The following is a 14,419-nucleotide window of genomic DNA, read 5'->3' on the forward strand; positions in this document are numbered from 1 at the left end:
TGAAAATAGGCAATTGCTAACAGCAGAATGCTTTTTTTGTTATCTTTCTTTTTAAGTTACTGCCTGCACATAAACGTTCATGAATGAAGAAGGTACTGGTGCCACTACCTGATTATGGTTTTGATCCCACTGAAGCGGCTATACCCTGGTTGTTGCTGACGGCAAAGGGATACGACGTGCAGTTTGCCACGCCGGGTGGTTACAGTGGGATGGCGGATCTCCGGATACTGAGGGGAGAACAGCTGGGTGTGTGGAAATGGTTGTTGCAGGCGCGTGAAGATGCGGTGATGGCTTATCACCGCATGTCGAACAGTGAATCTTTTTGTACCCCTTTAAAATATACCCAAATCCGTCCGGAGGAATATGACGCGCTTTTGCTGCCTGGCGGCCATGATAAGGGTGTGAAGGTTTACCTTGAATCATCCCTGTTACAGGAGGTGGTCGCTCATTTTTTTATGGCGCAGAAGCCGGTGGGGGCTATTTGTCATGGTGTGGTGCTGGCTGCACGAAGCAAAGACCCGCGGACGGGGTTATCCGTTTTACATTCCTATAAAACCACTGCCTTGCTGGCCAGCCAGGAGCGCATGGCTTACCATCTTACCCGGTGGTGGTTAAAAGATTATTATCTCACGTATCCTGTTACCGTACAGGCCGAGGTGGCGGCGGCGCTGGGCGATCCTGCGCAGTTCCTTTCCGGGCCGCTGCCTTTGACCCGGGATGATGCCCAACATCCAGAGCGGGGATTTACGGTACGGGACCGGCACTATCTATCTGCCCGCTGGCCGGGCGATGCCTACCGTTTTTCCACGGAATTTATACATATGCTGGAGCATGCTTAACGGGGGTAAGTGCTTACCTAAAGTATATCACCCCGTTTCGGTGGGCCGCAATGACCTAAATTTGTAACCATGAGTAAGCATGGATTAAGACGGCCGCTGTCGGTTTTGGACCTGGCACCGGTAACAGAAGGAAGTACGCCTGCAGATGCATTCCGGAATAGCCTGCGGCTGGCACAACACGTAGAAAAGTTGGGATATAAGCGTTTCTGGATGGCTGAGCACCACAATATGGTGAGTGTGGCCAGTTCGGCTACAGCGGTATTACTGGGATATATAGCCGGTGGTACCAACACGATCCGGGTAGGTTCAGGCGGTATTATGCTGCCGAACCATGCGCCGCTGGTGGTGGCCGAGCAGTTTGGCACCCTTGCTTCACTGTATCCCGACCGGATTGACCTGGGCCTGGGAAGGGCGCCGGGTACCGACCAGGTAACTGCGCGGGCATTGCGCCGCGACCGGCTTGGGGCGGGGCATGATTTCCCGGAGCAGGTACAGGAATTACAACAATACTTATCGTACGATAACCATACCAGCGCTGTGAGGGCGATACCTGGTGAGGGCCTTGATATCCCGATATGGATACTGGGTTCCAGCACCGACAGCGCTTACCTGGCTGCGGCTATGGGTTTGCCCTATGCCTTTGCGAGTCATTTTGCACCCGCACAGTTGCATGCCGCGCTGAAAATATACCGGCAGCAATTCAAGCCTTCTGAATTTTTATCTGCTCCGTATACGATGGCCTGTGTAAACGTAATTGCGGCGGATACCGATGCAGAAGCCAACCGGTTGGCCACCTCGTTTTACCAGTTGTTCCTCGGTATCATCCGTGGTAATCTGCGGAGACTGGGCCCACCGATAGACAGTATGGAGGGAGTGTGGAATGAGTATGAGGCGGCGCATGCACAACAGATGCTGAGTTGTTCCTTTGTTGGCAGTTCCGCTACTGTGCAAACAGGCTTGCAGCGTTTCCTGGAAGAAACACAGGTAGATGAGCTGATGGCTACTGCGCACATTTACGACCAGGACACACGGCTTCGGTCGTACGAATTATTGAAAGGAATCGTTGATAATTTATAAGTTAAGTAAAGAACAATATTAATAATGGCGCTGTTTTTGACAGCGCCTTTTGTGTTTACGGGCTGGTGAAGGTTGGGAGGGTGTATACAGGGCAGCTTTTTATTGTATCTTTATGTAATGGGTTGTCAGGTGGCAGCTTAAAAAACGATCTATGGTTCAAACAATGCGAACAGTTATAACCGGTACTGGTAGCTTCATTCCTGCCAACAAAAAACTAAATAAAGATTTTTTGCAACAGGAATTCTACAGTGACCGGCAGGAAAGAATCCCATCTGAGGCGGCAGACATCATCCGCAAATTTGAGGAAGTAACGGGGATTTCTGAACGCAGGTATGCCGATATAGATATGAATGCCACGGAGATGGCAGTAGCGGCAGCAGTAGCAGCTATAAAAGATGCGGGAGTGGACCCGGAAACGCTGGATCAGATTATCCTGGCGCATAATTTCGGGAATGTATTAACTGATACGATTCAGTCGGACGCGGTACCATCGCTGGCTTCCAGGGTGAAGCAGGCATTGGGCATCCGCAATCCTTCCTGTATACCCTACGATATTTTGTTTGGCTGCCCGGGATGGATCCAGGGATTGATCCAGGCAGATGCGTTTTTTAAAGCAGGACTGGCGAAGAAATGCCTGGTGATAGGAACAGAAACCCTGAGCAGGGTGATTGACCGCTACGATCGTGACAGCATGATTTTCAGTGATGGCGCAGGCGCCGTGATTGTAGAGGCTTTCAAAGACACGGAAGGTACGGCAGGAATTATCAGTGCGAGCGCACAGTCGTACGCGATGGACGAGCTCAATTATATTTACATGGGTAAGTCGTATGCACCGGAAGCGGATAAGCGTGTACGTTATATCAAGATGCTGGGCCGCAAGGTATATGAGTTTGCACTGAAGCATGTGCCGGAGGCAATGAAGGCTTGTTTGGACGCAGGAGGTGTGAACATTGCAGATGTAAAAAAGATCTTTATACACCAGGCCAATGAGAAGATGGATATTGCCATCATCAAGGCTTTCTACTTATTATACGGTATTAAAGATATACCGGTGGATATTATGCCTATGAATATCCACGAGCTTGGCAACAGTTCTGTGGCCACGGTTCCTACTTTATTTGACATGGTACGCAAGGGGCATATTGCCAACCAGGAGGTGCATGCCGGCGAAGTGATCCTGTTTGCTTCTGTGGGAGCGGGCATGAACATCAATGCGATTTGCTACAGGATGTAATTATCGTATAAGCGTTACCGTACCTTTTTTGCTGAAGCGGCGCCCGGTGTAATCCACGCCCTGCACCATCCACACGTAGGTGGCGGCGGGAGCAGGGCGCCCCAGCCAGTTGCCGTCCCATCCGCCGGGGAGGTCGGCACTGCGGAATATTTCCTGGCCCCAGCGGTTCCAGATACAAAAGAAATCCAGTTTGGGTACGCCTGCGGCAATTACGCGGAAGATGTCGTTGCGCCCGTCGTTGTTGGGAGTGAATGCGTTTGGTACGTAGAATTCCGGTCCTTCATACACTTTTATGCTTACGTCATCGTGGTCCTCACATCCCTCCGGGGAGGTGAGGGTGAGGCGGTATGTCTGGTCCTTTTGCAGGATGGCGACGGGGTTGGGTATGTAGGGATCATTGAGACCGGTGGTGGGCGACCAGGCATAGCGGATCCGGGGATTGAGCCATTCCGCCTGGAGTTGCAGGGGCTGGCCGCTGGCAACGATAGTATCTTTCCCGGCCTGTGCGAATACGGAAGTAACCCTGACGGGAACTTCCACTTCGGGCGAGATGCAGCCGTCGCTGCTAACGGCGTATAGCCGTACGGGGTAGTAGCCGGTATCCGCGAAGCGGAAGGCGCCCTGTTGCTGCAAGAGCGTGTAGCCGTTGCCGAGGTCCCAGTGCCACCGGCTGATGGGCGTGGCCGGTGTAAGGTTGGTCCCTTCAAAGCCGGTAGGAACGCCCAGGCATACATCTTCCCCCCTGCCGCTTACCTGCGGGGTGTTGCTGACCAGGACAGATTTGGTGGCGTTGCTGCCACAGCCCTGCGCGGAGGTAACCGAGAGTTGTATTTGCCGGGTACCGGGTGTGGTGTAGGGCGCTGTTGGTTGCTGACCGGTAGCGGTAGTGCCATCGCCCCAGTTCCATTCCCATTTCTGAAGTGTTCCAACGGTGATGGTAGTACGATCTTCCATCTGCATTTTGGCATTGAGACAAAGTGGGTCGGGGCCAAAGTCCACTACCGGGTACGCACCTACGGTGAAAGGCGCTTTTAAGGTGTCGGACATGCAGCCGCTGTTATCTTCAATCACCAGTTTTACTTCATAATGACCGGCCGCAGGATATACGTGAGCGGGCGGCAGGGGAGCGGTGGAAAGGGTTCCATCTCCCAAATCCCACCACCAGCGGGTGATAGAGCCGAAAGAGCTGGAATTGTCCCTGAACTGGATGGGGGTACCATCGCAGAAAATCTGCTGGGGATTGAAATTAAATTCCGGGCGCAGGGCGGCGCAAAATTCCTGTTTGTTGGTGCTGCCACCTGTAGATCCGGCAAAGCCCCAGAACACGCTTGGATCCCCGCCGAAAATATCGTTTACAATGTCTTTATCGAGTGTGAGGCGCAGTTCATTATCCACGCTTATTTCCATATGCTTTGTTGCCGCGTCCCACCGGATGCGGAAGAGATGCCAGTTGCAATCTTCAATATTATCGCTGTTGGCCAGCACAGTTACCGGTGTGGTAAGATTGCCGGTGGGATCGTTGTGATCCGTAATGCCATTCATCTGTATGGCGATATGATCATAGGGAGGGTCATTTTCATCGCTGTTTTGCCAGGTATCGATAATGATACCGAGAGACGGTGAAATGCCTTTAAAACCGATGCCCTGACCGGTACCGCCGAGATTCGTGCCTTTGGTTTGCAGGATGAAACCAATACCATCTGCACCGGTTGCATCTTTACAACCCAGGTTTACATCAAACACATAATTAAACGACTGGTTGAGGTTGATCTTGTTTTTATTCCATACGGTGCCGCTGGTAAATTGCTGATCCGGTGTGAGCACATAGCAGTTGCACGTGCGCTGGGCAGCTGCGCCATTGAGTATGTATGGCAGGGCTGTCTGACCCGTGAGCGGGGAGCTTTTCAGCAGCAGTAGACCGGTGATCAGGCATAGTATTCTTTTCATGTCGGGGAGCCGGGCAGCGGGACAGATTGCCGGTAACAAGTTACATTCTTAGTGATTAAGATCAAAGCACAATTATTGGGCGACATAGGTTTTTCCGTTAGATTTGCCGGACCCAAAGAGACGGAGACATGCAAATTACGATCAGTGTAAAACAAGCCGGCCGGAAACATGCGATTATAGACAGGCAGGTACTGGAAATAGACGATATAACGGATCATCCGTCACTCCGCGAATTGCTGGTGGCGGTGGTGAAACAACAGGTAACTGCGTATAACAATAAGCTGCCGGAGAAAAACCTATTGCCCTTCCTTTCCCCGGAGCAAACGGACGACCTTGCCGCTACGGGTAAAGCCGGTTTTGGCAGTATTTACAACGAACATAAAGCTGATGCGGAAAAGGCGCAGACTACAGCCTTACAGGCGTTTGAAGACGGCCTGTTTGCAGTGTTTGTCAATGATAAAGAAATAGAGAATTTAACAACCATTTTTTCGTTAGATAGTCTCACAATTATTACCTTTATCAGGTTAACCTTTCTCGCCGGAAGCATCTGGTAAAGAAAAATTGTTTTAACCCGTCAACGTTTAGTAAAAGACCTTTTATGGATGCAAAAAAGTTCCTGGAGAGCCGGGAAATCCCTGACCATTTGAAGAAAATGGCAGAGGAGCTGGAAGCCATTAATGCCAACAAAATTACCCATCCTTTGTTAACGAAAGAGATGGCCGCACTGGGATTACTGTTTTTACTGGAATCGCCGGAAGAAGAGAAAGACCACTCTTTTGCTTACCGCAGAAATGTAACGTATAAGGATACTCGTTATAATCTTATCGCCTCGCTGCTCCCGGCAAATCACTGGAATGATCCTGCCGCATGGAATTTACTTGTTTATTTTTTTGGAGAAGAAAAAGCGGCCTATGTAAAATATGCGTGGGAGCGGATTCCTTACCAGATGTACCAGGTAAGTTCGGCCCGTCGTTCTTTCCGGGCGCCGCATGATCCGGAAGTGTATTTTGTAAACCAGTTGAACTTTATTATTCATGCTGTACCGCAGGCTTCACAAACTACCTATGCGCCGGTAGTGAAATTTAACTGTTTTGATTTGAGCGTAGTGGAGCAGGTGCGTTACGACCAGGAACTGCAAAGTCATCAGCTGTACCGGGTTTGGGCAGCAGCCATTGATCTTGGTAATGATGCGTTGCTGCAGGTGATGGAGGATATTATTTTTAATAAAGACAGCATTGGTAAAGTTACGCGGGCCATTATCAAAGCGTTGCTGAATAGTGAAAAACAGCCTGCATGGGTATTGGTAGAGAAGTTGTTACTGGCCGCACAACGGCAGGAAGGGCTGCGGCAAACCATCCTGGAATCGCTGGATGAAACAGGTATTGGTGCGCTGAAGTATATGATGAAAGTGTTGCTGGATAATAACATGACCCGTTTTTCTTCCGTGGTGCGTGCAGTGGATGTATGGGCCGGCCTCGGCTGGGAAGCGGAGAAAGAAGCCACCGTGAAGCAGTTCCTTGAAAAAGCGCATATATACCTCGAAACACCTGCGCTGATACCGGAAGCCGTGCAGAGCAAAAACAACATGGAGGTATACATGGCACTGTGGGCGCAGGGCGTACTGGATGTGCAGCTGACAAAACCTTACCTGGATGAGTTGTTTACCAATGGCACTACAGAGAAGCGTTGCCTTGCGCTGAAATTTGCGGGAGAAACAAAATATTATAACATAGACATGCCCCTGTTTTACCGGGCATTGGAAGATAAGGAAGAAGTGGTGCTGGGCATGGCGCTGACAGGTATTAATTTGCTGATCTATAACCGTGGAGAACATTACGATAAATATTTCCCGGAATTATTTGACCGGCTGCATGCTATTGTTCAGCGCAGCAGCGGCAAAGAAAAAACGTTTACCGGCCAGGTGTTTTCGTGGATGAATGTGCAGTTCGACCGCAATGCGGCATTGCAGGTGATGACGCACCTGGTGCTGGACCGGCAGGACCGGTTGGATACAATGTTGCTGTATTTTGATGAGATGAATGTTTCACTGCGGCAGCAGCTGACGCATCTTACCTTTCCTTATCATGCGGCCTGGGGCTGGAATGAGCAGACTGCGAAAGATGCCCCGGAACTGACGGCGTTTCAGCGGAACTTTGCGATACGCCTGTTGAAAGACCGGGCTGAACTTGTAGTAGATGTGGCTTTCCGGGCATTGGGGAAAGAGCAGTTTACCACAGAAGAGATGGCAGTGTTTATAGAGTTACTGAAAAGAAAGAGCGCCGGCGGCAGGAGCAAGGCCATTGCATTGATTTTACGGCAGCCGGCAGCGGTGATAGCGGCGGTTACCACGCAGTTGCTGGAAGGAGACACCGAGCAGCGTTTAGCCGGACTGGATATTGCTGTACAGCTGAAAAAGGCAAACTGTTTAACAAAAGAAATCAACGATTGGCAGGCATCTTTCAAGGAAAGAAAAAATATATCGCAGCGTGAAGAAGTGTTGTTGTCACAATTATCTGCGGAGAATGAGGCGCTGAATTTTACAGTGGAGAATGGTTACGGCTTATATGATCCGGCGCTGATATCGCCGGTGGTAGCGCCTGTAGTAAAGACTGATGATTATTATGCGCAGTGTTTGCAAACCGGGGAGTTTGGTTTTTCCAAACCTATAGCTGCTATACAACAGGCGTTGGAAGCGTTGTATACATTGATATTGTCGCATGGCGATTACGAATATGAAGTGGAGCAGTATGATGGGAGTCGTGCAAAGGTGTTGCTGGCGAATGAATTTAATAAAAACAAACCTTATAGTTACCGCTTTGAAACACCCGAAGCGGAGTATGCAGCTTACCCGTTGCCGGAGGTGTGGGAACAGTGGTACCAGGCCAACAACATACAGCCACGGGATTTGTTTTTGTTGAATACGCTGATGCTGGAGCAGCAGGAGCAGGTGGCAGCATGGCAGCATTTAACGGATGTTTTTTATCCTGCTGCAGAAGTGATGTTACCGGCTGCAGCGAGAAAGCAGCATCCTTATAAATGGTCGAATCCAGTGTTGCGCGCGCTTACGGCGTTGCAGCTGATCCATCCTTTTGAAGAACGGAATGCGTTTCTGCTTGGCGTTGCCAGCAGGCTGTTTGCGTCTTTTACACCGGAGGTGTTTGCTTACCGGTCGGATGGTGCAACCTATCCGTATGTACGTGGTGGGTGGCAATTGCTTGCCGTGTTGAATAAACCTTTGGAGTTGGTGAGTTCCCGCCTGGCGCCGGAGCTGATAAACGATTGCTGGCAGCTGTACCACTGGCGGCAATTTACAGGATTGCCGGATAGCGCGGGTGATCATTTACCACCGCTGGAGGTGTTCTGTTATGCTCACCAGTCGGGGCTTATCAGCGAGAGTGAAATGTACCGTGGGCTGATCAGCAAGGAAAATATCCGGTTGTTATCGCAGGGTAAGCCGCATAAAAATGCGTTTGATTATTTTGAACAGTTTTCTTTCCTGGAAGCGATGTTTGTACGTATGCGCGAACATTTCCTGGACATAGAATTGAAGCGGGGTGATACACCCACGGCAGTAACGCAGTTTGTGCCGCAGCTCAAGCAGGTGTATGGTATTAGCCGGTTTGCGGAAATATTAACGGGACTAGGGAAGACCTCTTTATACCGGGGTTACATTTATACCTGGGGCGATACCTTTACGCGGCAGCAGCAGTTTAGTACATTGCTGAAGAAGTGTTATCCATTGCCCGGAGATACGCAGGACCTTTTTAATGCCGCTATGCAGCAACTGACTGTAACGGAAGCACAGCTGATTGAAGCGGCGGTGTATGCCCCGCAGTGGCAAAAATTTGTGAGCAGGTACCTGAACTGGAAAGGACTGGATGCCGCCATCTGGTGGATGCATGCGCATACCAAATCGTCCGGTGCGGCGGAGCAGAATGCTGAGGCAGAGAGTGAGATAGCGCGTTACAGCGCGGTGGACCTGGCTGATTTTAAGATTGGGGCTGTTGACAAAGACTGGTTCCTGAAAGCATATAAAGAGATAGGGAAAGTGCGCTGGCAGGTAGTATATGATGCCGCCAAATACATCAGTGATGGTAATGAGCACCGGAGAGCGCGTTTATACGCTGACGTTATTACCGGGGATATTAAATTAAAAGAAGTTACCCAGAAGATAAAAGAGAAGCGCGACCAGGATTACCTGCGGATGTATGGCCTGATTCCGTTGAGTAAAACCAACGCCGGTAAAGATGTGCTGGGACGTTATGAGTACCTGCAGCAATTTAAGAAAGAGAGCCGGCAGTTTGGTGCGCAGAAGCAAACCAGTGAGGCGCTGGCCATTAGGGTAGCGCTGGAGAACCTGGCCCGCAATGCCGGTTACGCCGATCCACAGCGACTGACCTGGGCGATGGAAACCCGGCAGGTACAAGGGATTTTATTAAAAGAAACGCAGGTGAAGTATGATGATGTGACCATCGGGCTGGTGATTGATGACACCGGTGTGGCCGATGTGATAGCCTTCAAAGGAGATAAGGCCCTGAAGGCAGTTCCTCCGAAATATAAGAAAGACGCAAAAGTAGAAGAATTGCATGATTACCGGGAGATATTAAGGGAGCAGTTCAGCCGGTCGAAGAAATCGCTCGAAGATGCGATGGTACGGGGTGATGGATTTTTATATTCAGAACTGGCTAATTTATTTGATCACCCGGTAATTGCGCGACATTTAGAGAAGCTCGTGTATGTAGCCGGAGAGCGGCATGGGTTTTACCACAACGGTGTATTACATGCACCGGGAGGAAAGGAATTTGTTTTGGCAGAAGGAGATGAGATCCGTATTGCCCACAGCGCAGACCTGTACCGGTTGCGTGTATGGAGTGATTACCAGCGGTATCTTTTTGAGAAACAGTGGCAGCAGCCATTTAAACAGGTGTTCCGTGAGCTGTATATTCCATTGGCAGATGAGCTGGCGGAGAAATCTATCTCCCGCCGTTACGCGGGGCACCAGGTGCAGCCGGCTCAAACCGTAGCGTTGTTGAAGAACCGGCATTGGAAAGTGGACTATGAAGAAGGTTTGCAGAAAGTATTCCATAAAGAAGGTTTTGTAGCGAAGATATACGCGATGGCTGATTGGTTTTCGCCTGCAGATGTGGAGCCCCCTACACTGGAGACCATCATATTTCATGACCTGAAAACCGGGAAGCCGGTGGCCTTTGAGCAGATCTCTCCACTGATATTCAGTGAGGTGATGCGGGATATTGACCTGGTGGTGAGTGTGGCGCATGCCGGCGGGGTGGATCCGGAGGCGAGTCATTCGTCCATTGAAATGCGGAGTGTGTTGCTGGCGGAAACGCTGCGTTTGTTTAAGGTAGATAACGTGACCATCAGTGGCAGTCACGCGCGGATCAAAGGACATCACGGCGAATATAGCGTGCACCTGGGTAGCGCTGTGGCGCACCAGCTGCCGGGAAAATACCTGTCTGTTTTGCCGGTGCATTCGCAGCACCGCGGCCGGATATTTTTACCGTTTATAGATGATGACCCGAAATCGGCCGAGCTGATCTCCAAAGTACTGTTGCTGGCGAGAGATACTCAGATCCAGGACCCGACGATTTTGTCGCAGTTAAACATGAACTAACCAGATGAATATCATTACAGATTATAAAAACAGACAGCTGTTCCTTTCCAGCATTGATGAGAAGGGAGCAGCTCCGCTGTGGTACGACACGCCCAACGAACGGGTGCAATTGTGGAAGCAGTATCCCGGTTACAGCGTGGTAGCATGGCATCCCGGCAACCGCTGGCTGGTGCTGAATTCCCCGATGATCATAGGATCGCGTAAACTGGTGAGCAGGATGGTGGTGATGAACATCGACACACAGGAAGAACTGTACAGCACCAACCGGCACCTGTATTATAATGCCCTCTTTAATGCAGCAGGTACGCACATCCTGCTGGAGGCCTACAGCCAGAAACCCGTTTGGGTGGATATTGCCACCGGTGAAATTGTAGCAGTAGTACCTTCCGCAGTACGCCTGGGCGATGGCACTTACGATCCCTTTCAGGATGTTTTTTATTTCCCGATGGAGAAACAGAAGGCATATATCCGCGTGGACGGCGCCGACTTTACATGCACTAAAGTGAAAACACCTTACCCGGACCTGGTGAGCAAAATCACCTGGTGGAACGGGCAGTACCTGATTCTCACGCATGGCAACATCCTGTTTTGCTGCGATCAGCAGTTCCAGCCCCTGTGGCAGCGCAACTTCTCCGACCTGGGCGGCGACAGCGGCCAGGTGCATGGCACGGATATCCTGGTAACGGAAGACGATGCGCTGATATGCCTCAGCGCCGGCGCCACCGAATCCAACGGGTGGGGCGTGGAATATGTGCTGGACCGGAAAACCGGGGCTGTCCGTAACATCATCCAGTCCGAACAGGGCCGCGGACGTATTATCGGCGCCTATTTTCATCACTACGTACTTTTATATACCATGAAACTGCTGAACCTGGATACGGGAGCAGTGGAAGCATTTTTGCCCGGTTTTAAGTAATTTGCACCTGATTATGGATATAAGCGTTAACAAATACATCAGTGAAACCGGCTTTTGCAGTCGCCGCGAAGCTGATAAATATATTGAACAGGGCCGCGTAACGATCAATGACAACATCGCCTCCAAAGGGAATCGCGTTAAAGATGGCGACGTGGTAGAAGTAGACGGGGAGCCGCTCAAAAAGAAAAAAGCCACCGTGTATATTGCCCTGAACAAACCCAAAGGGATCACCTGTACCACAGACCTCAAGGATAAAACCAATATCATCGACTACGTGAACTTTCCCTCCCGCATATTCCCGATAGGCCGGCTGGATAAGCGTTCCGAAGGACTGATATTCCTCACCAACGATGGCGACATCGTAAATAAAATCCTGAGAGCCGGTAATCAGCATGAGAAAGAATATATTGTTACCGTCGACAAACCCATAGACATCGAGTTCCTCAAAAATATGCGCAACGGTGTGCGCATCCTCGGCGTAATGACGCAGAAATGCTTTGTACAGCAGGAAGGCGCCAACCGTTTCCGGATCATTTTAACGCAGGGACTCAACCGCCAGATACGCCGGATGTGCGAAGCACTGGGCTATGAGGTAGTGGCGCTGAAACGGACACGCATTATGAACATGACGCTGAAAGACCTGGCACAGGGAAGCTGGCGGTATTTTACAAAGGAGGAGGTGAGTAATTTGAATGCATTGGTGGCGAATAGTAAGAAGACCGCAGGGAATGATGCGGATGGGATGGATGAGTGATTGGGTTTTCTTTTTATCGCCTCCGGGCACGGGTTTTATATCCGTGGTGGCTCTCCACTGTTCTATCTCTTCTAATGAAGTTCAATAAACCTGCTGGACTTTCTGAATTCCAGCGGTGAGATATTTGTCTTAGTCCTGAACAATTTGGAAAAAGACTGCGGATATTCAAAACCCAGTTCAAAAGCTATTTCATTTACGGATAAATCTGTCATAGTGAGTTTTTCCTTCGCCTTTTCTATGATCTTCTCCTGTATGTGTTGTTGGGTACTATTGCCTGTTAGTGTTTTGAGCAAACCGCTCAGATAATTAGGCGAAATATTCAACTGGCCGGATATATCCTTTACCGTTGGTACCCCGTTCTCTTCCAGTGCTTCTTTGGAAAAAGCCTTTTCCAGCAATGCTTCCAGCTGGCTCACAATACCGTGGTGGGTAATGTTACGGGTAATAAACTGCCGCTGGTAAAAGCGCTCTGAATATTTCAGCAGGGTTTCAATGAGGGAAATAATAATCCCCTGGCTGAATTTATCAATGTTTGTACTGTATTCCTGTTCAATGTTCCTGAACAACCCGCTAATTGTCTGCTCTTCATAATCAGACAGGAACAGGGCTTCATTTACTGCGTAATCAAAGAATTCGTATTGCCTTATCTTCAACGCAAGGGGATGGTTCCAGAGAAAATCCGGATGGAGCAGCAGCAACCATCCGGACCGGTTTATTTCTTCCACCTGATCGGCAATAAAATTAAATACCTGTCCTGGTGCTATAAAATTCATCACGCCTTTATCAAAATCATACTCTTGTTGCCCATACTTCATTTTCAAACAATACTGCGTGTATTTGCTCATACCTATAAAATAGAAATTAGTGGTCGCCACTATATTTACATACTTAGGCAGCTGCTTTAGTTCGGCAATATTGACTACACTGATAAGCGGATGTCTTGTATCAGGCAAACCTTTCAGTTGCAATAGCTCATGGATGCTTTTTATTTTCAGAGGAAGGTTTCCTGCCATAATATTTAGTTTTGATGGTACCAGGTAGCGTACTCCCTGGCAAAATCCCGCAGTTTTCGTTTCCCTAAAACAGGTCTGTTAAGGTAGTAGTCCTGCTGCGCTTTTCCATTATGCATATTTGCCTGCATTTCTACCAGTAATCCGGCAACTTCAGGCGATACGCCGGTAGCTTCGAGTCCTTGTTTCACCTGTTCTCCGGGAATTGCTTTCCATTGCAGGTCTGGTATTCCAATCGCTTCTCCTATAATTTGTGCCGCCTGGTTACACGTAAGTTCCTCGCTGGCTACATAGGTCACCTTCGTACCTGCCACCGCCGGGGTATTGATCTCTTCCACGATAGCAGCAGCAATATCTTCAGGAGCTACAAAAGCCACCATATCTTCGTCGCCATAATTGGATACAATCATACGCTGTTGGCGGATCATATCCTTAAGGTGGTAGAAATTGCTGTAAAAAGGTCCCGGTCGCACAAAGGTAATAGACACATCCTGAAGTGCCTCAAACTTTTTCTCCGGCCGGACGGAATTCAGCAGGTGTGCTATCCATCCCGACAGCACAATCACACGCTTTACCCCGGTTTGCCTGATAGCCCGGATATAATTATCCAAGTTGCTATCCCAGGCATCCAGGTCCCGCATCGTGAAGTTCAGCGGGTTCATACAATAAACAATATCAGCTCCTGTAAAGGTTTTAATGAGGAAAGGGAGATCCTGAATGCTGCCAATAGCGGGTTGGGCGCCCATAGCCTGTATCCGGGCCTGTTTATTGGGATCTGTACTGATGAGTGTGATCTGATGTCCTGCCTTCACCAATATTTCAGTGAGTGGTTTACTGATATTCCCGAGGGAACCTGTAAGTACGATTTTCATTTTCAGTAGTTTAATGTACTCAAAGGTCCACCGGGATACCGGAGGAAAAGTGTTCAAATCTCAGAAGATTGTATGAAAATGTAATTTGACTACGAAGCGCCTATAATGGCAACGCGCACCAGGATACAATCCCGGTAC

Annotated in this window: 10 protein-coding genes; 7 read left to right on the forward strand and 3 right to left on the reverse strand. The window is 49.6% G+C overall.

The genetic code is table 11. The annotated features are described in order from the left end of the window. The first annotated feature begins 83 nt into the window (after positions 1-83). The 3 genes from B5Z18_RS28950 to B5Z18_RS28960 all read left to right on the forward strand — a co-directional run bounded on the left by B5Z18_RS28950 (position 84) and on the right by B5Z18_RS28960 (position 3,150). Positions 84-839: a type 1 glutamine amidotransferase domain-containing protein gene (locus B5Z18_RS28950; protein WP_079473036.1), complete on the forward strand. Its 756-nt coding sequence runs from the start codon at positions 84-86 to the stop codon at positions 837-839. A 69-nt stretch (positions 840-908) separates the two neighbouring features. After that, positions 909-1,916, forward strand: coding sequence for an LLM class flavin-dependent oxidoreductase (locus B5Z18_RS28955; protein WP_079473037.1), 1,008 nt, complete (start codon positions 909-911; stop codon positions 1,914-1,916). A gap of 163 nt (positions 1,917-2,079) precedes the next feature. Next, the gene (locus B5Z18_RS28960; protein ID WP_079473038.1) at positions 2,080-3,150 is read left to right on the forward strand and encodes a 3-oxoacyl-ACP synthase III family protein; all 1,071 of its coding nucleotides are present in this window, start codon (positions 2,080-2,082) and stop codon (positions 3,148-3,150) included. Here the strand turns inward: B5Z18_RS28960 and B5Z18_RS28965 are convergent, their stop codons facing one another. Further along, entirely contained in the window at positions 3,151-5,097 is a 1,947-nt protein-coding gene (locus B5Z18_RS28965; protein WP_079473039.1) for a lectin-like domain-containing protein, read from the reverse strand. 128 nt (positions 5,098-5,225) lie between these two features. Between B5Z18_RS28965 and B5Z18_RS28970 the strand changes: the two genes are divergently transcribed. The 4 genes from B5Z18_RS28970 to rluF are packed head-to-tail and all read left to right on the forward strand — an operon-like array spanning position 5,226 to position 12,399. Next, a complete protein-coding gene (locus B5Z18_RS28970) occupies positions 5,226-5,651 on the forward strand; it encodes a hypothetical protein (protein ID WP_079473040.1) in 426 nt (141 codons plus the stop codon). A 44-nt stretch (positions 5,652-5,695) separates the two neighbouring features. Continuing rightward, positions 5,696-10,729, forward strand: a complete 5,034-nt coding sequence (locus B5Z18_RS28975) for a DUF4132 domain-containing protein (RefSeq protein ID WP_079473041.1) — start codon at positions 5,696-5,698, stop codon at positions 10,727-10,729. Positions 10,730-10,733: 4 nt separating this feature from the next. Beyond that, positions 10,734-11,645: a hypothetical protein gene (locus B5Z18_RS28980; RefSeq protein WP_079473042.1), complete on the forward strand. Its 912-nt coding sequence runs from the start codon at positions 10,734-10,736 to the stop codon at positions 11,643-11,645. A gap of 13 nt (positions 11,646-11,658) precedes the next feature. Beyond that, a complete protein-coding gene (rluF, locus tag B5Z18_RS28985; protein ID WP_079473043.1) occupies positions 11,659-12,399 on the forward strand; it encodes a 23S rRNA pseudouridine(2604) synthase RluF in 741 nt (246 codons plus the stop codon). A gap of 71 nt (positions 12,400-12,470) precedes the next feature. On the opposite strand, the gene B5Z18_RS28990 is transcribed toward rluF, so the two are convergent. Together B5Z18_RS28990 and B5Z18_RS28995 are read right to left on the reverse strand one after the other, a co-directional pair. After that, positions 12,471-13,412, reverse strand: a complete 942-nt coding sequence (locus B5Z18_RS28990) for a helix-turn-helix domain-containing protein (RefSeq protein ID WP_079473044.1) — start codon at positions 13,410-13,412, stop codon at positions 12,471-12,473. Between the two features lie 5 nt (positions 13,413-13,417). Further along, on the reverse strand, positions 13,418-14,281 hold the full coding sequence (locus B5Z18_RS28995) for an NmrA family NAD(P)-binding protein (protein ID WP_079473045.1): 864 nt from the start codon (positions 14,279-14,281) through the stop codon (positions 13,418-13,420). Between the last annotated feature and the right edge of the window lie 138 nt (positions 14,282-14,419).

Origin of the sequence: Chitinophaga ginsengisegetis, assembly GCF_900168065.1 — a bacterium.
Taxonomy (GTDB): Bacteria; Bacteroidota; Bacteroidia; order Chitinophagales; family Chitinophagaceae; genus Chitinophaga; species Chitinophaga ginsengisegetis.

Coding starts and splice junctions, on each gene's coding strand:
- B5Z18_RS28950 (WP_079473036.1), top strand. CDS start 84: ATGAAGAAGGTACTGGTGCCACTACCTGATTATGGTTTTGATCCCACT.
- B5Z18_RS28955 (WP_079473037.1), top strand. CDS start 909: ATGAGTAAGCATGGATTAAGACGGCCGCTGTCGGTTTTGGACCTGGCA.
- B5Z18_RS28960 (WP_079473038.1), top strand. CDS start 2,080: ATGCGAACAGTTATAACCGGTACTGGTAGCTTCATTCCTGCCAACAAA.
- B5Z18_RS28965 (WP_079473039.1), bottom strand. CDS start 5,097: ATGAAAAGAATACTATGCCTGATCACCGGTCTACTGCTGCTGAAAAGC.
- B5Z18_RS28970 (WP_079473040.1), top strand. CDS start 5,226: ATGCAAATTACGATCAGTGTAAAACAAGCCGGCCGGAAACATGCGATT.
- B5Z18_RS28975 (WP_079473041.1), top strand. CDS start 5,696: ATGGATGCAAAAAAGTTCCTGGAGAGCCGGGAAATCCCTGACCATTTG.
- B5Z18_RS28980 (WP_079473042.1), top strand. CDS start 10,734: ATGAATATCATTACAGATTATAAAAACAGACAGCTGTTCCTTTCCAGC.
- rluF (WP_079473043.1), top strand. CDS start 11,659: ATGGATATAAGCGTTAACAAATACATCAGTGAAACCGGCTTTTGCAGT.
- B5Z18_RS28990 (WP_079473044.1), bottom strand. CDS start 13,412: ATGGCAGGAAACCTTCCTCTGAAAATAAAAAGCATCCATGAGCTATTG.
- B5Z18_RS28995 (WP_079473045.1), bottom strand. CDS start 14,281: ATGAAAATCGTACTTACAGGTTCCCTCGGGAATATCAGTAAACCACTC.